19 protein-coding genes are annotated in these 18880 nt (G+C 47.1%); 16 read left to right on the top strand and 3 right to left on the bottom strand.

Annotation, left to right across the window (positions count from 1 at the left end):
• Positions 1–5: 5 nt before the first annotated feature.
• The 3 genes from H4O21_RS04485 to gloB all read right to left on the bottom strand — a co-directional run bounded on the left by H4O21_RS04485 (position 6) and on the right by gloB (position 4556).
• On the bottom strand, positions 6–1826 hold the full coding sequence (locus tag H4O21_RS04485) for an extracellular solute-binding protein (RefSeq protein WP_182807657.1): 1821 nt from the start codon (positions 1824–1826) through the stop codon (positions 6–8).
• Positions 1827–2017: 191 nt separating this feature from the next.
• Positions 2018–3772: a lytic transglycosylase gene (locus tag H4O21_RS04480; protein WP_182807656.1), complete on the bottom strand. Its 1755-nt coding sequence runs from the start codon at positions 3770–3772 to the stop codon at positions 2018–2020.
• Between the two features lie 22 nt (positions 3773–3794).
• The gene (gene gloB, locus H4O21_RS04475; protein ID WP_182807655.1) at positions 3795–4556 is read right to left on the bottom strand and encodes a hydroxyacylglutathione hydrolase; all 762 of its coding nucleotides are present in this window, start codon (positions 4554–4556) and stop codon (positions 3795–3797) included.
• A gap of 101 nt (positions 4557–4657) precedes the next feature.
• Between gloB and H4O21_RS04470 the strand changes: the two genes are divergently transcribed.
• From H4O21_RS04470 to H4O21_RS04395, 16 genes are all read left to right on the top strand, one after another.
• Positions 4658–5449, top strand: a complete 792-nt coding sequence (locus H4O21_RS04470) for a class I SAM-dependent methyltransferase (RefSeq protein ID WP_182807654.1) — start codon at positions 4658–4660, stop codon at positions 5447–5449.
• A gap of 144 nt (positions 5450–5593) precedes the next feature.
• Positions 5594–6046 (top strand): ribonuclease HI, encoded by a 453-nt coding sequence (gene rnhA, locus H4O21_RS04465; RefSeq protein ID WP_368737521.1) that lies wholly within the window; start codon positions 5594–5596, stop codon positions 6044–6046.
• Positions 6047–6125: 79 nt separating this feature from the next.
• On the top strand, positions 6126–6833 hold the full coding sequence (gene dnaQ, locus H4O21_RS04460) for a DNA polymerase III subunit epsilon (RefSeq protein WP_182807652.1): 708 nt from the start codon (positions 6126–6128) through the stop codon (positions 6831–6833).
• 21 nt (positions 6834–6854) lie between these two features.
• Positions 6855–7625, top strand: a complete 771-nt coding sequence (locus H4O21_RS04455; RefSeq protein WP_182807651.1) for a hypothetical protein — start codon at positions 6855–6857, stop codon at positions 7623–7625.
• 10 nt (positions 7626–7635) lie between these two features.
• On the top strand, positions 7636–8568 hold the full coding sequence (locus tag H4O21_RS04450) for a type II secretion system protein N (RefSeq protein WP_182807650.1): 933 nt from the start codon (positions 7636–7638) through the stop codon (positions 8566–8568).
• A gap of 42 nt (positions 8569–8610) precedes the next feature.
• Positions 8611–10593, top strand: coding sequence for a type II secretion system secretin GspD (gene gspD, locus H4O21_RS04445; protein ID WP_182807649.1), 1983 nt, complete (start codon positions 8611–8613; stop codon positions 10591–10593).
• On the top strand, positions 10586–12094 hold the full coding sequence (gene gspE / locus H4O21_RS04440) for a type II secretion system ATPase GspE (protein ID WP_182807648.1): 1509 nt from the start codon (positions 10586–10588) through the stop codon (positions 12092–12094). Before gspD ends, gspE begins: the two co-directional genes overlap by 8 nt.
• Positions 12095–12096: 2 nt before the next feature.
• Complete coding sequence (gene gspF / locus H4O21_RS04435) at positions 12097–13308, top strand: type II secretion system inner membrane protein GspF (RefSeq protein WP_182807647.1); 1212 nt, start codon at positions 12097–12099, stop codon at positions 13306–13308.
• A 156-nt stretch (positions 13309–13464) separates the two neighbouring features.
• A complete protein-coding gene (gene gspG, locus H4O21_RS04430) occupies positions 13465–13941 on the top strand; it encodes a type II secretion system major pseudopilin GspG (protein WP_368737518.1) in 477 nt (158 codons plus the stop codon).
• A gap of 3 nt (positions 13942–13944) precedes the next feature.
• Complete coding sequence (locus H4O21_RS04425) at positions 13945–14538, top strand: pilus assembly FimT family protein (RefSeq protein ID WP_182807646.1); 594 nt, start codon at positions 13945–13947, stop codon at positions 14536–14538.
• 52 nt (positions 14539–14590) lie between these two features.
• Entirely contained in the window at positions 14591–15085 is a 495-nt protein-coding gene (locus tag H4O21_RS04420; RefSeq protein ID WP_220495506.1) for a type II secretion system protein M, read from the top strand.
• A gap of 67 nt (positions 15086–15152) precedes the next feature.
• On the top strand, positions 15153–15563 hold the full coding sequence (gspI, locus tag H4O21_RS04415; protein WP_182807644.1) for a type II secretion system minor pseudopilin GspI: 411 nt from the start codon (positions 15153–15155) through the stop codon (positions 15561–15563).
• Positions 15560–16216, top strand: a complete 657-nt coding sequence (gspJ, locus tag H4O21_RS04410; RefSeq protein ID WP_306667865.1) for a type II secretion system minor pseudopilin GspJ — start codon at positions 15560–15562, stop codon at positions 16214–16216. Before gspI ends, gspJ begins: the two co-directional genes overlap by 4 nt.
• On the top strand, positions 16217–17275 hold the full coding sequence (gene gspK, locus H4O21_RS04405; RefSeq protein ID WP_182807642.1) for a type II secretion system minor pseudopilin GspK: 1059 nt from the start codon (positions 16217–16219) through the stop codon (positions 17273–17275). It abuts the gene before it with no gap.
• The gene (locus H4O21_RS04400) at positions 17272–17958 is read left to right on the top strand and encodes a type II secretion system protein GspL (RefSeq protein ID WP_182807641.1); all 687 of its coding nucleotides are present in this window, start codon (positions 17272–17274) and stop codon (positions 17956–17958) included. Before gspK ends, H4O21_RS04400 begins: the two co-directional genes overlap by 4 nt.
• 226 nt (positions 17959–18184) lie before the next feature.
• The gene (locus H4O21_RS04395; RefSeq protein WP_368737517.1) at positions 18185–18841 is read left to right on the top strand and encodes a GNAT family N-acetyltransferase; all 657 of its coding nucleotides are present in this window, start codon (positions 18185–18187) and stop codon (positions 18839–18841) included.
• Positions 18842–18880: the final 39 nt, after the last annotated feature.

Below are 18880 nucleotides of genomic sequence, written 5' to 3'. Positions count from 1 at the left end.
CCGGATTACTTCTCCTCAGACCACCAGGTGTCGGTTGCCAGGCTGTAAGGAGGGTTGTTCTCCGGGTGTTTCAGCTGATGCCAGTAAGCCACACGAAATGCTGGCAGATTCCATTGCGGGATCAGGTAATAACCTGACAGCAGAACGCGATCCAGTGCCCGTGTGGCAGTGATCAGGGATGTACGATCTTTGGCTGTTATCACTTTTTCTACCAGAGCATCGACGACAGGGTTTTGTATGCCTATATAGTTGCTGGAATCCGGCTTGTTAGCATATTCTGAATGCCAGAACTCTCTCTGCTCATTGCCAGGGTTATTAGACTGACCAATGACAGTGGTCGTCATGTCAAAGTCAAAGCTACGCAGACGATTGATATACTGAGTGGTATCGACCACACGCAGGTTCAGGGTAATGCCCAGACGTTCCAGATTTTTCCGGATCGGATTCACGACACGCTCGAATGTAGAATCATACATCAGCATTTCAATCGTGACTGGTTTACCTGAAGTATCCACTCGCTTACCATCCACAACGTTCCAGCCCGCTTCCTTCAGCAGTTTTGATGCCTGGCGGAGTTGCTGGCGGTTCTTACCATCTCCTTTGGTTTTAACCAGTTCAAACGGTGTGGTGAATAATGCCGGGTCTAGTTGGTCTCTGAATGGCTCCAGCAGCTTCAGTTCATCGGCAGAAGGTAAACCGGAGGAGGCCAGCTCAGAGTTGGAGAAATAGCTGTTGGTGCGGTGATAAGCACCATAAAACAGGTTCTTATTGGTCCATTCAAAGTCAAAAGCCAGGTTAAGTGCTTTTCGTACCCGGATATCTTTGAAGGTATCTCTGCGCAGATTAAAGATAAAGGCCTGCATGCCAGTGGGGTTCTGATGCCTGATCTCTTCTTTGATAATACGGCCATCTTTCACGGCTGGAGAGTTGTAGGCTGTAGCCCAGAATTTAGAGCTGTTCTCACGGCGGAAATTCAGATCTCCGGCTTTAAAAGCTTCCAGAGCAACAGTGCTATCGCGGTAATAGTCGTAAATAATCTCATCGAAGTTATAGCGACCCCGATTCAGAGGCAGGTCTTTGGCCCAGTAATCCGGATTGCGGGTATAGGTAATGGAGCGGCCACTGTCTATTTTACCTACCTTATAAGGGCCTGAGCCCAGAGGTGCATCCAGTGTGGTACGTGTGAAATCTTTATCTTTCCAGTAGTGAGCCGGAAGAATAGGAATCTGGCCGATAATAAGGGGTAACTCACCGTTTTCTGTGGTCTTAAAATTAAAACGTATCTTATGGTCGCCGTCCTGGGTGATTTCGGCAATATCAGCGTAATAAGCACGATAGAAAGGACGGCCATCTTTCATCAGAGTGGTGAAGGTGAAGATAACATCCTCTGCAGTCACCGGGTGACCATCATGAAATTTTGCTGCAGGGTTAAGCTCAAACTCTACCCAGCTGTTGTCATCGGCCAGAGTAACCGTTTTAGCCAGCAGACCATATTTGGAGAAATGTTCGTCTGAGGAGGCTTCCAGCAGAGTGTCGTAGATCAGACCAATGCCGGACGCGGGCACGCCTTTTATAATAAAGGGATTCAGAGAATCATAACTGCCCAATGCGGATTGACGGAAAACACCGCCTTTAGGCGCGTCGGGATTGACATAATCAAAGTGAGTAAAGTCAGCCGGATATTTAAGTTCACCATGCATTGCCAGGCCATGCTGTGGCGTGGCGGCCTGACTGATGTCGATACCGGCGATTACGCCAGATATCGTTAAAAATACACAAACGCTACCCGTGGACGCCCATTTTCTGATCGTTTGCTTAAGTGGCATTGTGTGGCTCCTGCTCTGATTTTTCTTTTATTGATCAATATACTACGACAGTACCGGTCGAAGGCAAGTATTGAGTTTCAGGAATATTCTTTATTCTCAGGCCTTTTCCAGCTCATAAAAAAGGGTACCTGATACGTACCCTTTTCTACTGACTTTATGTTTTCAGAATAGTTCGTTTGAACTGTACAGGATCATTGATTCCGGGTGACATCGACGTAAAGCGTCAACTTCTGCCCTGGCTGAAGGTATTTCTTTTTATTGATCTTATTCCAGCCCACAATCTGGTTAATACTGACCTGAAATTTACTGGCAATACGAGCGAGGGAATCACCCTGGCGTACTTTATAGCCTACTTTGCGAATGATTTTTCTGTCATTTGAAGCCGTGCGTGTGCTTTTGCTGGCACTGATATGGCCTTTGGACCAGATAATCAGTTTCTTGCCCGGTCTCAGAATATCGGTTGGTGCCATACCATTCCAGCGGGCAATCTGCCGCATGCTGACTTTGTGTTTTCTGGACAGACTCCAGAAGCTGTCACCCGACCTTACCTTATATTCAATGCGTTTACCGCCAGTGCCACTGCGGTCATAATCCTGCTTTCTTTGCAGACGCTGACCAGCACTTAATGCGTAATGTCCTGCACTGGCTTTAGGGATAGGGATCAGCAGTTTTTTGCCTGCTCTGATACGGTTGCCACGAATATTATTTGTCTGGCGTATCATCTGAGGGGTGGTATTAAATTTTTTGGCAATTCGGATCAGGCTATCACCTGATTTAATAGTGTAGCGTTGCCAGCCAAGACGCTTTGATGATGGCAATTTAGTCAGCTTTTTCTCAAACGCTGCGGCTTTTTCTACGGGTACCAGGAGGCGGTGAGGCCCATCCGGTGACGTTGCCCACTGACTGAACCCCGGGTTCAGCAGATAAAGGTCGTTGATCGACATATCTGCCATTCGGGCTGCTTCGGCCAGGTCAATCTGTCCTCCCGTCTCGACAGCAGCAAAATAAGGCTTGTTGGCAATCGGTTTAAGCTTCAGGCCATAGTGGTCTGCATCCCTGATCAGTTTTGCCAGGGCAATCAGCTTGGGGACATACGCCTGGGTTTCAGCCGGTAAGCGAAGATTCCAGTATGAAGTATCTTTGCCTGCCTCACGGTTTTTACGAATGGCTTTGTTTACATTACCTCCACCAGCATTATATGCTGCCAGTGCATGTAACCAGTCACCTTTGAAACGGGTGTTCAGCCTTTCCAGATACCCAAGGGCCTTGTCTGTAGAGTCAAGTACATCCCGACGGCCGTCATACCACCAGTCATTTCGCAAACCAAAATAACGTGCTGTTGAAGGAATAAACTGCCACATACCGGATGCACGGCCATGAGAATAGGCAAATGGATCATAGGCACTTTCAACAATCGGCAGGAATGCAAGTTCTCCGGGCAGGCCGCGTTGCTCAATCTGTTCTACAACGTGGAACATATAACGTTCAGCACGAGTGAAAACCCGTTCCAGGTATCTCGGGTGCTTTTTATACCAGTTAAGCTGAGCCTGGATTCTGGGATTGTTCTGGTCCAGATCCAGTTTAAAGTTTTTCAGCACCCTGTCCCATAAGTGGAAATCATTCAGTACAGGTTGTTGCCAGTTTCTCCACTGAGAGACTGGTGCGTTGCTGAGTTCTGTTGCCAGTCCGAGATCACTGACATTCTGAAGACTGCCAGTTCTGTATCCCTCAAGCTCCGCCAGAAGTTCCGAGGCATTTTTGCCGTCAGGCGCTGAAGTTATTCTGCCTTCTTCGGGTAAGCCCTGTAGTCTCGGATGAACCTCGGAATTCAGAGGCTTTTCTTGCTGGCTGACACAACCAGATAACAGAACGGTCAGTACCAGAGGAATAAGAGTGTACCGGCTCTTAAAGCTTGAGCCGGACTGAAATCGGGTTGATGAAAACATAAGTACAGATCACATAGTCCTGTCAGAAATTGTCCTTCCACTGGCGAATTGCGGCAAATACTTCAGCAGGTGCCACAACCAGGGTGCCTTTTTGTTCAGTTGCTGATGCAATGACAGCAGGCTGATGGCTACGAAAGAACGGATTATGACATTTTTCATCGGCAATTGTCGTCGGAAGTGTAGGCTTATTTTCTGCTCGTAACTGATTTGCTCGGGTAACTGCCTGAAGAACATAGTGATTATCCGGCTCTACAGCCTGAGCAAATTTCAGATTGGCCAGACTGTATTCATGGGTGCAATACACCTGAGTATCATCAGGCAGGACAGCCAGTTTTTGCAGAGAGTGATGCATCTGATCGGCAGTGCCTTCAAAAATGCGACCACAGCCTCCCAGAAAAAGCGTGTCACCACAAAATAGTGTGCTGGTTTCTTCGTTGTAGAAGGCAACATGGTCAAGCGTATGTCCGGGGACAGCCAGGGTTCTGAACTCATAGCCACAGACGGCTACCGTGTCATTTTCGGCACATACTATATCGGTATGCTGGTTATCAGCGCCCCAGGCTTTTACAGACCAGGCTTTTTTAAGTTCATCAATACCATCGGTGTGGTCATAGTGATGATGAGTCACCAGAATTCCAGCCAGAGTCAGTCCATCCTTCTCAAGGGCTTTCTGAACGGGGGCGGCATCGCCGGGATCAACGACCCAGGCTTCATTGCTGTCAGGTTCTCTGATAAGCCAGATATAATTATCGTTGAACGCTGGAATGGGTTTAATCTCTAACATATTCAGTGACCTTCCGGTTGCTGCCATGAAATTCTTTCAGGCATGATTATAAAGTGATCCTGTTGTTTGTGAACGGGACACCTGAAAAAAATGGAGTGTATGTGAAATTCAGAGGTTTCAAAAAAGATAAGCGCCACCTGGCGGCATTTCAGAATGATCTGGAATACTGGTGGCGGCAACCCCTGGGGAGGGCTCTGCTTGACACTCAGCAAGCCCGCCTGGAACCATTTCTGGCCAGGACGTTCGGTTATCATTTTCTTCAGCTGGGGGTGTCGCCTTATGTGTCACTGACCCATCTGAGTCAGATCAAGCACCCTATGACCTGGTCTCCATACTGGGTCAGGGATGCGGGACAGTCTGTTGTGGTATCAGATGCTCATGCTTTGCCCTTGCCTGATGACAGTGTTGATGTGGTTCTGGTGCATCATCTGCTTGATTTTGTTGATAATCCTCATATGGTACTCAGAGAAGCTGCCCGTATCACACAGCATAAGGGGCATCTTATTATTGTTGGATTCAATCCTGTCAGTAGCTGGGGAATTTGTCGATATCTGCCCTGGAGAAAGCGTAATGTGCCCTGGAGTGGCCGTTTTATAGGTCTTAAGCGATTACATGACTGGTTAACGTTGCTTGATTATCGCATTGAAGATGTTGAAACAGTGATGGCCCGACCGGCAATGAACAATAGCCGTTGGCTGGAAAGAACTCGCTGGCTGGAAAATATCAGAAGTGGCGGCCATCTGGGAGCCAGTTATATTGTCTGGGCAAAAAAACAGGTAGGGTGTGCTACACCGATTAAAAAGAGCTGGCAACAGAATCAGTTTATCCCCGGAGTGGTTGCAACGCCATCAACCAAGGGTGTTTCAAAACAAAGTTCAGGTTTTCCAGAGTGATATTTTGTCAGTGCTCTGTAAATTAAACTGGCATAGGGTTGTGTACTTATTGGTATCCTGTATTAATATGCATCCCCTTGTCTGCTCAGTATTTTTCATAGTGGGCAGACGCTGGAGCTAAGACATTCTGATGATTATGCAGGTATCCTTTTGACAAAGCAGGTTCATATTTATACTGACGGTGGTTGTAAAGGCAATCCGGGACCGGGTGGATGGGGAGCCATTCTGCGCTATGGAGACGCAGAAAAAGAGATCCGGGGTGGTGAAGAGGGCACAACGAACAACCGGATGGAGCTGACAGCAGCTATTGAAGCGTTAAAGTTGCTGAAACGTCCCTGTGATGTAGTACTCACTACGGATTCTCAGTATTTGCGCCAGGGGATTACCCAATGGATTCATAACTGGAAAAAAAGAGGCTGGAAGACAGCAGATAAGAAGCCAGTTAAAAATAAGGATCTTTGGATAGCGCTGGATGAAGCCGTTGAGATGCATAATGTCGAGTGGAAGTGGGTGAAAGGCCATGCTGGTCACCCGGAAAACGAAAGAGCTGATGAACTGGCGAATATTGCCATTGACGAACTGAAGAGCAAACGCTGAAGCCCATATCGGCAAGGCCTGGTTAGATCATGTTATACATTACACTACATATTTCAGAACAGAGCAGAGTTAAGGCCCCATGAGACAAGTTGTACTGGATACTGAAACCACGGGCCTGGAACCCTCCCAGGGGCACAGAATTATTGAAATCGGTTGTGTTGAACTGATTAATCGTAAGTTCACTGGTCGTACCTACCATCAGTATATTAAGCCGGATCGTGCTGTTGATGCTGAAGCGGTTGAAGTACATGGTATTACGGATGATTTTCTGGCTGATAAACCTGATTTTGCTCACGTAGCCGCTGACTTTTTTGAGTTCATACGGGGCAGTCAGCTGGTGATTCATAACGCTCCATTTGATGTCGGTTTTATTAACCATGAGTTTATGTGGCTGGATCAGGCTCAAGGGACGAGTTACGGAAAAGTAGAAGATTATTGCCAGGTGCTGGATACTCTGGTGCTATCCAGAAAAATGAATCCGGGTTCCCGTCATTCCCTGGATGCATTATGTAAAAAATACGGCATTGATAACTCCCATCGTGAGTTACATGGCGCTTTGCTTGATTCTGAGATTCTGGCCGATGTTTACCTGATGATGACAGGTGGACAAACCGCACTGAACCTTGCATCGGATGCAGAGTCAGAAGGGGAAGGTGGCGAAATTACTATTCGTCGACTGGCTACAGATCGCAGATCTCTGCCTGTGATCACTGCCGATTCAGAGGAGATGAATCGGCATAATGAAAAAATTGAAGCGATTGATGGTTTGTGGAAGCAGCTGCAGTAAAGTCAGAAAACAAGGATATTTATGACTCTGGATTCAGGTAAAGTACGTCAGCAGCTGGTCAGAATCTTTTTACTGATTTTTATGCTTGGCTTATTAATTAATTTGCCAGTTCGTGCTGTGTGGCCCTATTTAGAAAAGCAGTTGTCACTGCCGGAATCACTCAATATCAGCTTGTTGAATGGATCTGTCTGGCAAGGTGATGCTCTGATTCGCTATCAGTATGATAATTTACAGCCTGAATTCAGGGTATGGTGGCAATTCAGTCTTATTCAGTGGTTTCGCACCGGATACCCTGTTCAGCTTACTCTGAAACACCCTGGTACTTCCCTCGTTGCCAGGATTTCTCCGGAAGGCTCTGAGAGTATACGACTGAGGCTGGAAGGCATATTGCATCCTCTGTTGCTGAACCCTTTTCTTAAAAAACATAATGCCTGGATAGAAGGCGATATTGCTTTTCGCAATGTCAGCCTGATTCTGGGACAGAGGGCCGTGAAAGATACCTCCGGGGCTATTACATGGCAAGGTGGTGAAACCTGGTTTCTGGGCAATAATAAACCAGTGAAAATCCCCTACCCACCTCTGGCTCTGAGATTTAATTCTGATCCGCAAGCCAGTCGAGCTGATTTAACTACGCAGGATAGTGATGACGCTCTGGCGATAATAGAACTGAACAATGATGGCTGGTTGAGCGCCAGTATTCTGGGACGATTGAAAAAATCAGTTCCGGCATTACCTGTACCTCGCAGAGCGGATGATGATGCTCTGTTCCGATATAAAGAAAAGATCTGGTGAGGGACAGCTGATGAAACGTGCATTTAATCTGTTGTTATTATCCTGTCGCTGGGTTCTGGTTATTCTGCTGGCCTGGCAGTTATCTGTACTGGTATGGAAGCTGGTTTATCCGCACCAGACTGCCAATTATTCTGTGTCGGATATGGACCGATGGATTGTAATGGCGGGTAAGCCACTGTCTGCAGATCAGCGCTGGACAGAAGCAAGGTTATTTGCTTCTGTTCCTGTCAGAAAACCTGAACCCAAACCTGTTAATGTGCCAAAAACACTGATAAACATGGTGCTTAAAGCCGTTTTTGTTGATAGTTCTGCTGAGAAATCCGGTGCAATTATTGCCACGCTTCAGGGCAAAGCAGCCTATTACCGCATTGGTGATGATATTCAGCCCGGTATTACTCTGGTGGATGTACAGCCTGATCATGTTGTGATCCAGCGCAATGGCAAAAAAGAGTTTTTGCCATTTAAAGAAATAGCGAAAAATAACAATGGCTTACTGCAGGACCGGTCGACACCTGAGCCGATTGATAGTTTCCGTAATGCCATTCATAAAGCGCCTGGCCTCCGGTCCGGTCAGGCCCAGAACGCAGTAAAACAGCTGCCTGCTGGCAGTCTGTCACGGGATATTCAACACCTGACACCAAAAGCATTTATGAAAAAATACCAGAAAAAACTGGAAGACAATGCAGATCAGGTGCTGGGTGAAGCGGGTATTATGCCGTCACCCGCAGGAGGGTATGTGATTGGTCAGAGTCCCTATACGCCCTTACTGACGTCTGCCGGGCTTAAAGTCGGTGATGTGATTATGTCGGTTAATGGGCAGACTCTGGGCAACCCCTCTCAGGATGCCCGATTGGTCGGTTCTCTGGCCAATCAAAGAGAAGTTGAAGTGGAAGTCAGGCGTGGCAGTCGTCAGTTTGTTGTTTCTTTACCGATAGGTCGTTAATTACCGATTGTTCAGCCATCGGTACAAAATTCCGGAGCCAACATGGAATTCAGGTTACTCAGAAAAATAATTACGTTGTTTTTACTGCTGAGTTCAGTCGCAGTATTTGCTCAGACACAGGTCTTTTCTCCTGCTCAGTCGCCCTCTCAATGGCGAGTTAATATTCAGGGGGCTGATATCAGTGCGTTTATTAGTCAGGTCGCCGATATTACGGGTAAGAGCTTTATTGTTGATCCCAGGGTTAAAGGACGGGTGACGGTAATATCTCGCAGCTCTATGCCCTCTGAGGCTGTGTATCAGCTATTTCTGTCTGTGCTGAATGTTCATGGCTTTGTTGCTATTGAAACTGACGATGGTGCAGTCAAAATTATTCCTAATGCCACCGGAAAGCAGGAATCAAATACCGCAGAACAAAAGCGAGGTGATCACTTTATTACCGAAGTGGTAATGCTGAAAAATGCTTCAGTAGCAGAACTGGTGCCCGTGTTGCGCCCTCTGGTGCCTCAATATGGTCATATGGCCGGAGTTCAGTCGGCCAACGCGTTGATTATCTCTGATCATGCTACCAATATTGCCCGACTGAAGCGGGTGATTGCTAACCTGGATAGCCGACAGGATCAGCAAATCGAAGTGATTCCTCTGCAGCATGCCTGGGTAGGCGATATTGCTAAGTTGCTGGAAGATCTGCTACCGGAAAACAGCGGAAAAAAAGTTAAGTCAACCGATCAGCTGACTATCGTAGCCGATGAGCGTTCTAATCGACTTATTCTGAAGGGCCCTGAAGCAGAAAGAGAGCAAACCCGAGAGCTGGTCAGACAGCTTGATCAGCCATTTGAGAACAAAGGGGTTACTCAGGTTATTCAGCTTAACTATGCTGAAGCGACTAAAGTCTCTGAACTCTTGTCCAATCTGATTGATGATAAAGCTTCAGGCGGTAAAGAGAAAAATCAGGAGCAGGAATCAACCCGGTTTCAGGCAGATGAATCTCTGAATGCGCTGGTTGTACGCGCCGAGCCTTCGGTGATGTCCGATATACGTAATCTGGTTGCGCAACTGGATGTGCGTCGCTCTCAGGTACTGATTGAAGCCGTAATTGTTGAGATTACCGGTAACAACGGTGAGCAGCTGGGGGTGCAGTGGCTGATAGGTGATTCAGATACGGGGAATCCGGTTATTGGCACTAATTTTAATAATGTCGGCGCTTCTGTTTCTGATATTGCTACTGATGTTGCTGCCGGGACAGCAGTGTCAGTGGGTAAGCTCAATGGTGCTTTTCTTGGCGGAGCGCTGGATATTGGCAATGGTATCGATGTCGGAATGATTGTTCAGGCTCTGGCCAGTACGTCTAATGCTAATCTGCTGTCGACTCCCAGCGTGATGACGCTGGATAATGAAGAAGCTGAGTTTAAAGTCGGCCAGAACGTGCCGTTTATTACCGGGCAGAGTACTGATTCGTCAGATACCACAAACCCTTTTACTACGATTAAGCGGGAAGATGTCGGGGTAACGCTGAAAGTAAAACCTCAGATTAATTCCGATGGCAGTGTCAGGCTGGAGGTCTATCAGGAAGTTTCTTCTCTGGTGCCGTCAGATAATCCTCTGGCTGCGGGCTCGGCTGACCGTATCACCAATAAACGCTCTGTTGATACGACAATTCTGATTGAGGATGGCGAAACCATTGTACTGGGTGGACTGATTCAGGATGATGAAACCACGTCAGAAAGCAAAGTACCTTTGTTGGGTGATATTCCTGTATTGGGTCATCTGTTTCGCAGTGAACAGAAAACTAAGGTCAAACGTAATCTGATGATTTTCCTCCGGCCTAAAGTTCTGACCAGTAAAAAGCAGATTGCCCTGGTGACAGATGATAAATATCAGGGAATCTATCGTGTAGAAGCCAGCAAGGGGGATATCAGTGAACGGAATGTATCTGTTGAATCTGATGTTAATGCCTTGTTTGATCGCTCGCAGTCAAATGCAGTAGGACCTGCAACCAGCGATAACGGACAGTCGAATAATGAGTGAGTCTTTACCTCTATTACCGGTTGCGCGCCAGTTGCCGTTTACTTTTGCTAAAAAGCAGGGCGTTTTACCTGAGTATAGTCCTGACGGATTAAGGTGTATTGCCAAAGATCCAGTGAACTGGGCGGCAGTGGGTGAAATGCAGCGTCTGATGGGAGAGATTCTATCGGTGGAAACGGTTTCTGACGCTGAGTTTGAGCGATACCTGACACGCAGTTATCAGGCGGATTCTTCCGAGACTTTGCAAATGGTACAGGGTATTGGCGATCAGATGGATCTGGCCAGTCTGGCGGATTCTGTGTCAGAGACAGAAGATCTGCTTGATCAGCAGGATGATGCGCCTATTATCCGTCTGATCAATGGTTTGTTACAGGAAGCGATTCGCGAAGAAGTCTCTGATATTCATATCGAGACTTTCGAAAAACGACTGGTAGTACGCTTCAGGGTTGATGGTGTTCTCAGGCCTGTTGTTGAGCCTAAACGGGCTTTGGCTCCTCTGTTGATCTCCCGTATTAAAGTGATGGCTAAGCTGGATATTGCTGAAAAACGTATTCCTCAGGATGGGCGTATTTCATTACGCCTGGGTGGTCGGGAAGTGGATGTCCGTGTTTCTACTATGCCATCCAGTAATGGGGAGCGGGTTGTACTGCGTATTCTGGATAAAAATGCCGGGCGTATGGATTTACAGCAGCTGGGTATGTCTCCGGTGTTATTAGAAGGTCTCAAACAGCTGCTGTATAAACCTCACGGTATCTTTCTGGTAACCGGGCCTACCGGGTCCGGTAAAACCACGACCCTCTATGCTTCCCTGACAGAATTAAATGATGCCTGTCGGAATATCCTGACAGTAGAAGATCCGATTGAGTATAACCTGGAAGGCATTGGGCAGACCCAGGTCAATTCTAAAGTGGATATGACATTTGCCCGTGGCTTAAGAGCTATGCTACGGCAGGACCCGGATGTGGTGATGGTGGGTGAAATCCGTGACCTGGAAACTGCCGAAATTGCGGTACAGGCCAGTTTAACCGGTCACCTGGTGTTATCGACGCTGCATACCAATACTGCTGCGGGCGCTGTCACCCGTATGCAGGATATGGGAATTGAGCCTTTTTTACTGGCCTCCAGCCTTTTAGGTGTGCTGGCGCAGCGGCTGGTACGAGTGCTATGTCACGATTGTAAGGCACCTTATGAGCCTGATGAATCTGAGCGCCAGCTACTGGGCTTGTCGCCGGGGCAGCGGGCTGTTATTTACCATGCCTCAGGCTGTGAGCATTGTAATTATCAGGGGTATAAAGGCCGGACAGGTATTTATGAGCTGCTGACGATTGATGATCATATTCGTACTCTGATTCACAAGCAGGAAGGTGAACAGAGTATTGAACGCTATCTCAGACCGGATAATGGCCAGAACCGCTCATTCAGTATTCGCCAGGATGGTATGAGACTGGTACTGGCCGGTACAACCACTCTTGAAGAAGTACTGCGAGTAACCAGGGAAGACTGAATATGGCCGCGTTTGAATATCAGGCACTGAACACTTCCGGTAAAAAGAAAAAGGGCGTTATTGAAGCGGAAAGCCCTCGTCACGCCCGGCAGTTATTGCGTGAGCAGGGGCTGATCGCAACATCGGTGCAACAAGCTACTGAGAAAGAGAGAAAGGCAGGCCGTTTTTTGGGTGGACCAGGGATGTCCAGCAAGGAACTGACCCTGTGTACACGTCAAATGGCGACTTTGATACAAGCGGCTATGCCTCTGGAAGAGGTGTTGAAGGCCGTGTCAGCCCAGAGTGAGCGAGCTAAGGTCAAGAGTCTGTTACTGGCCGTACGCTCAAAAGTACTGGAAGGTCATACTCTGGCAGACAGCATGGCTGAATTCCCCAATGCTTTCCCGGAAATGTACCGGGCAACCGTAGCCGCAGGGGAGCATGCCGGGCATCTTGGACTGGTGATGAATGAACTGGCGGATTACACCGAAAGCAAAGAACAATCCCGGCAGAAAATACAACTGGCTTTGCTGTATCCTGGATTACTGACCCTCGCATCCATTGGTATTGTCAGCTTTTTGTTAGCGGTTGTTGTGCCCGATGTTGTAAAAGTGTTTGTCAGAACAGGAAACGAACTGCCACCATTGACGGCGGGACTGATTGCCGTCAGTGATTTTCTCAATGCCTGGGGGCTTTATCTGCTGCTAGGATTGTGTTGTGGTTTTCTGCTATTTTCATCGTCATATCGCAAACCGGGGTTTCGTCGTCAGGTCGACCGCTGGGTCGTGGACTTTCCATTGAGCCGGAAGATCAGCCGTGACATGAATGCAGCCCGTTTTGCCGGGACCCTGAGCATTCTCTCTCGCAGTGGCGTGCCTCTGGTTGAAGGCTTGTCTATTGCAGGCAGTGTGATGCCTAACTATTACCTGCGTGAAGAAATCTCCCATGTGGCGCAAAAAGTTAAGGAGGGCACATCTCTGTTTTCTGCGCTGGAATCGGTGGGCCGCTTTCCACCTATGATGCTGTATATGATTGCCAGTGGTGAACGCAGTGGTGAACTGGACGGTATGCTGGGGCGGGCAGCTAAACAGCAACAGCAATCGCTGGAAGCTCTTATGGCGACTGTGGTCGGGTTATTTGAACCCGTCGTGCTGATTGTCATGGGCGGCGTGGTGATGACCATTGTTCTGGCTATTTTATTGCCGATCATGAATATGAATCAGTTAATCGGTTAACTGCGTATAGTGTGTTTACAGCTTGCAACATAAAATTTTGCCTGTTTTTCATAGAGATAACTTAACATAATATCCGTTCTTGTTTTAACTTGTCTGCTTAATTTGACGGATCTGTATTCAGATTAATGAATTTATAAAATATCAGGGAGAAGTATTGTGCATACATCTGATGAATCAATGAAATGCTCTCAGACTGTAAAAGAGAGAGAAGCTTGTGAGCAGAAACAGAAAGGCTTCACTCTGATTGAGATTATGGTCGTTGTGGTGATTCTGGGGGTACTGGGTGCCCTGGTAGCGCCCTCTATTCTGGGGCGCCCTGATGAAGCCAGGGTGACGGTTGCTAAAAATGATATCCGACAGATCGGTAATGCTCTGGATATGTATAAACTGGATAACTTTAATTATCCATCTCAGTCTGAAGGCCTGAAAGCACTGGTAGAAAAGCCGGAGAGTGCTAAAAACTGGAATGCAGATGGCTATCTGGATGCTGCACCTGAAGATCCATGGGGTAATGCTTATATCTATGTGCGTCCCGGTACGAAGAGTCGTCACTACGATCTGTATTCTCTGGGCGCTGATGGCCAGGAAGGCGGAGAAGGTGTAAACGCTGATATTGGTAACTGGGATAACTGATCGTTGACCTGTAAAGTCCCTCAGGCCATGGAGACTAAGGCTGAATGCAGACACTGTGCAAAAGCTGACTGTGAGCATGGTTTTACCCTGATCGAAATTATGGTGGTTATGGTCATCATTGGCGTTATGCTGACAGCGGTAGTGTCTCTTCGGGGAGGTGGACAACAGCACAGGTATTTACAGGATGAAGCTGCCCGGCTTGTTATTCTGGCGGGACTTGCCCGTCAGCAGTCGATTCAGGCCGGAATGCCTGTGCGCATTTTGTTCAGCAGTAGTGGTTATCGTTTTGAGTCCTGGTCAATTAATGACTCAGACTCTGATGATGACAATAATCGCACCAGCAGTCTTTCTCCGGAGAAACCAGAGGGGCAATGGCAGTCAATTGATACTGGTAATCTCCGCGCCTATCAGCCCGAGCGACAGGTGCTGTTTACACTGATTACTGATCAGTCACGGGATAAGAGAAGTATTATTCTTTTTCCAGATGGCACATCAACCGCGGCCCGTATACAGATTCGCCTGCCGGATTGGATGCCCTGGATTGAATTGAAAACAGACGGCTTTTCGGTGTTGGAACAAACCCAGTATGAAAAATAGTCTCTTTTTCAGATGGATGAAAAAAGAGCAAGAGATGAACGAGGGCAGTCCGATGTTGCAAAAAATATCACTACCAGATACAGAGCAACTGATCCCGGCAGGTGTTCGCCAGTGGTGGCAGCAACAGTCAGAGCGGGACCAGAAAGCGGTAATGCTTCTGTCCTTATTTCTGGTCCTGGTTATGTTCTATGTGCTGATATGGCAACCGGTAGTGTCGTCTGTCCAGAGCAGGGACAATAAACAGCTCCGTCTTGAGTCGCGCTCAGAAAATGTTTATCTGCGTAAGTATGATCTGATGAACCAGTATGGCACAACAGATGTATTGCCGCTGGCTGAATGGCTGAAGCAGCGTTCCAAAGAGTATGGCATCAGAGTGGCATCACAAAATAAAGACCGGGCAGGACAAATTTTATTAACGGTGACTTATAGCCAGCAACAAAAAGTCAGTGCTTTCTTACAACGTTTTTCGCTTTATGCTGATCTGGTGGATGTAAACGTCAATCAATCCCGAAGGGAGTTGATCATTCGCTATCGGGAAAAAGCATAACGCTAATATGATGGCTTATGGCAACAGAGCAGAGCAGGCAAAACCATATAAAAGTTATGTGAGTCTTATGACAAGACGACAGCAAAGATATAATTCATCCGACGCTGCAGATAAAAGGCGCATTGCTGGCTTTACTCTGCTTGAGGTGATGATTGCTCTGGCAATTCTATCCGTGGCATCTGCTGGTCTGGTGTCGGCTACCGGGGGCTATTTGCGCCAGACTCAGAAAATAGAAGATAAAGTTCTTGCCGCCTGGGTTGCTGATAACTGGTTGAACGAATTACGCCTGACTGAACGTGCGCCGGATGTTGGGATGCTGAAAGCAGAAGCCTCTATGGCTGATCGACAATGGGATCTGCAGGCCGATGTTATTCAAACAAACTCTCCTTTGCTATATCGTCTGGAAATTGAGGTTCGCAGGCAGGAAGATCCTGAGGCTGTACTGATTCACCTGACCGCATTTTTGAGAGCAGAATGATGGCCCGACATAGTCTGAGAAACATCAGGTGCCATATAAACCGACAGAGTAAAGAACAAGGCTTTACTTTGATGGAGTTGCTGATTGCAGTAGCTATTTTTGCTCTGATCGGTGTTGCCGGTTACAGAATGCTGAACAGTGTGGTTTCTGCATTTCAGAAAACGTCAGTGCATGCTGATGAATTTTCACAGTTACAACAAACTGTTGCACTGATTGATCAGGATCTGAAACATATTGTTGCCCGTAAAATAAAAGATGAACTGGGAGGGGATTTACCAGCCGTAGCAGCCGCTTATCGAGGAGGTTTACCTTTTGAGTTTACTCGCAATGGACGGTGGCGTTTCCCGGATGAAATACAATCTGAGCTTACTCGGATTGGTTATCAGGTCGAAGATGGAAAGCTACAGCGTTTGATATGGCCTGTGCTGGACAGAGCTCAGGATACCCGCCCACAGGTCCAGACTTTGCTGGAAAACGTATCGGGACTGCAGATACGTCTGCTTGGCAAAGAAGATGAATGGAGTGACAGCTGGCCAATGGAGAATAACCAGGGGCAAACGGATATGTTGCAGTTACCCAAAGCCATTGATCTGAGCTTCCAGACCAGGAACTATGGTCAGATTCAACGCCTGATTACTCTGGATGGGCTGTAAATGGCGTTAAATCAAACTAATTTATCTGAATTAAGAATTCTATTCCGGGAACCTTCTTCTGTCTGTTATGAGCGAGGGGTAGCCCTGATCAGTGTTTTGCTGATTTTTGCGATCGCTTCTGTGCTGGCAATTCGTATGATGAGCAGCGGCTCCATCCAGGTTGAGCAAGCGGGTAGTTATCTGCATCGTCAGCAACTTGAAGCGTATTCCCGAGGGGTTGAAAGCTATGTTCAGGCTTTACTGCTTCAGGACATCAAAGAAGACAACCTCAAAGGTGATCAGGCATCGGATCATCGGGGAGAGGCATGGGCAAAGCTGGAGCGCTTTCCCCTGGACCAGTTTGCAGAGCAGGGGAATGATGCCGGTGAAATTCTGCTGAAGCTTGAACCTGTGGACCATCTGTTTAATGTCAATGGCCTGATTGATAAGGAAGGTAAGAGAGACAATGAAGCATACAGCTACTTCAGACGCCTGATGTCTCAGTATGATGTGTCGCAGGGCGTAGCAGAACAAACTCTGGATTGGCTGGATGATGATGATAACAGGGTAGGGTTGTTAGGGGCTGAAGATAATGAGTATCTGCTGAAAGAGCCACCGTACCGGAGTCCGGATGCACGGATTACAGATATTTCGGAATTACTTCTGATTAATGACGCTCCCGTAAAAGCCTGGTCAGAGTTACGGGAGGTTATTATGGCTTTTCCCGGCCAATCCAAAGCAAACCTGAACTGGATTAGCCCGGAACAGCTGGCTTTAATGCTGAATAAGTCATTGGTTGATACCGAACAGTGGCTGAAAGACAGAGAAGATACTCCAATCAGTAGTATTGAGCAGTTTCTGACCGATAAGGGGCTGGATGCTGGTCTGAAAAAACGCCTGGCGGTGAGAAGTGAGTACTTCCGCTTAAGGGTTATTGTTACTATCCATGAACAGAAAAGCTGGCTGACCAGTATTATTTTCAGGGATTCTGAAAAAGAAACGATCCGGGTGTTATCCAGAAATTATCTGCCTTTCGGGGAAAAGCGTGTGTTGAAAGAGAAAAGCAAGGAAACAGTATGAATGCAGCAGTAATACTGTCACTGCAGCTGGATAGTGAAAAGCCTCTGAGCTGGCTATTGGTTGATGACGGACATGAAGGTTTTTCATCGGATCTGGATGGATTTAAGGACTGGTTGTCAGATCAGAAGCAGGTTATGTCTCTTTATGTACTATTGCCAGCCAATGCTGTCAGCTTCCATCATGTAGATATTCCTGCAGGTGTGCGACGTTCAGCGAATCAGCTTATCCCAGTTCTGATAGAAGAGCAGCTGGCGCAGGATGCGGACCAGGTTTTTGTGCACTTTAATGGCCGTATTGTTGATGAACCTGTGGATAATCGCAAGCCTGATGTCAACACCGTGGTATGTGACAAACAATGGTATGAGTTACTTAAAGAGTCATTAAAAAGCCCTAAGCTGAAATGGCAGGCTTGTGTGCCGGTGCAAATATGTCGCTTCCAGCAGTCGGAAAGGCAGAGGGTTAAACACTTACCTCTCCCTGCCCCTCATGATGAAGATGTTCTGATCTGGCCGGAAGATGCGGTGGCGACAGAAGCTGATTTTCAGAAACTACTATCTGAACTCAGGCTTAGTTCATGGAATATGATTCGTCCTGATAAAGTGTCCATAGGGGCAGGATTTGATATTGTAGTTATGCTGATTGCCGTTGCCGGTTTGTATCTGCTTAACCTCTGGCTGGGTTAGATACTCTCGCTTTCTGACTGCTCAGAGCTTTATATGGTTTGAATTTCCACCCCATTGAGTCCTCTTTCTTGCGCCTTTATATGTCGCCATATGCTGCTTTCGATCCCCATGATAAAACATATTTGTATAAATATAGCGTGACATTAACATAAAAAAAAACTATTTTTGTCGACCAAATTTGTCTGGTTGCTGTGATGTCGGATAAATTGTCAGTAAATTTCAGGTTGTGGACCTGACCCAGCTTATTGAAGGATTTGGTGGAATTATTATGATTCGGGATGTGTGCCTGGATGATGCTGAAAGATTAGCGGAGATTTATAACTACTATATTGTTAATACGCATGTATTATTTGATGAAAAGGAGATTTCTGTTGATTTTATGAGGGAAAAAATCCGTCAGGTAACGGAGCAGGGGATGCCCTGGCTGATTGCAGAAAACGATACAGGAGAGGTGCTTGGGTTTGCTTGCGCTAAGCAATGGAGAGAGAAGAATGCCTATCGCCACACTGCTGAGCTGACGATTTATCTTGATCCGGTTATTCACAAAAAAGGACTTGGGACGAAAATGTTCAATGAACTATTTAAAGAGCTTAAGTCCCGTTCGTTTAATATGGTCATAAGCCTGATTACTCTGCCAAATGAGGCCAGCATTGCGCTGCATGAAAAATTTGGCATGGAGAAAGTCGCCCACTTTGGCGAAATGGGCTACAAATTTGATCGCTGGATAGATATTGGTTACTGGCAAGGCAAACTGTCAGAAATGGATGACCATCCTGAAGCCGTCGATCCGACCATGACTCAGTGTTCAGAAACATCTGAAGCAATCGATATTTCAGATTACCCTGTTGCTGCTAACTGCGCAGACGATCTGTGTAATGCATAATAATCGGGTTTATTCTGGAATTTTACTGATAAAGGCCTT

Source organism: Oceanospirillum sediminis, assembly GCF_014164585.1.
Classification (GTDB): domain Bacteria; phylum Pseudomonadota; class Gammaproteobacteria; order Pseudomonadales; family Halomonadaceae; genus Oceanospirillum; species Oceanospirillum sediminis.
Note: the sequence above shows the minus strand (reverse complement) of the source record. Positions and strands in the feature narration are given on the sequence as shown.